This window comes from Alcanivorax sp. HI0044 (assembly GCF_001634945.1).
The window spans coordinates 1-972 of sequence record NZ_LWEZ01001593.1 but is presented as its reverse complement, the minus strand read 5'-3'; the positions used below and the strand labels follow the sequence as shown (position 1 = coordinate 972).

The 972-nt window shown below is 60.1% G+C and carries 1 protein-coding gene; it reads left to right on the top strand.

Annotated elements, in window-relative coordinates; genetic code table 11:
• Window positions 1–850: HTH-type transcriptional regulator CysB (gene cysB, locus A3730_RS24150; protein WP_063539143.1), on the top strand; the 850-nt coding region annotated here is incomplete at its 5' end.
• Between the last annotated feature and the right edge of the window lie 122 nt (window positions 851–972).

The window sequence follows — 972 nt, the reverse complement described above, 5'->3', positions numbered from 1 at the left end:
CGAGCTGGGGGTGGAGGTTTTTGCCCGTAGCGGCAAGCACCTTACCCATATCACCCCGGCCGGGCAGGCTATCCTGCAGATTGCCGGTGAAATCCTGCAGCAAACCGAATCCATTCGCCGCGTCTCCCAGGAGTTCCGGGATGAATCCCGTGGCGAACTCAGTATTGCGACCACCCATACCCAGGCGCGCTATGCCTTGCCGCCGGTGATCCACCAGTTCACCGGGCTTTTTCCGGATGTGTCGCTGCATATGCACCAGGGTACGCCCATGCAGATCTCCGAGATGGCAGCCAACGGCAGTGTGGATTTTGCTATTGCCACCGAGGCTCTGGATCTGTTTTCCGATCTGATCATGATGCCCTGTTACCGCTGGAACCGGACCGTGGTGGTACCGGAAGGGCATCCGCTCACCGGCGTAAACCCGCTGACGCTGGAAGCGCTGGCGGAATACCCCATCGTTACCTATGTATTCGGGTTCACCGGGCGCAGCAAACTGGATGATGCCTTCGTGGACAAAGGTCTGGACCCGAAAGTGGTATTCACCGCGGCAGATGCCGATGTGATAAAAACCTATGTCCGCCTGGGCATGGGCGTGGGAATCATCGCCCACATGGCGGTGGATGCAGTGGAAGACAAGGGCCTGGTGGCGCTGGATGCCAGCCACCTGTTCGAATCCAGCACCACCCGCATTGGCTTTCGCAAAGGCACCTTCCTGCGCGGCTTCATGTATGACTTTCTGGAGGCGTTCGCCCCCCATCTGAGCCGGGAGCTGGTAGAAGCCGCCATCAAGGCCCCGAACCGGGAGGAAAGAGAGGCCTTGTTTGAGGGTATCGACCTGCCCATCCGCTAATTATCAGGTTACCCATTCCCATTGTGGGAGCGTGCCTACCCGCGAAAAGCCCGGCGCGCCAACGCTCGAGGTCCGCGTGCTAGCACGCTCCTACAGGCAACCCCTTGCACCGCGTTCGCCTG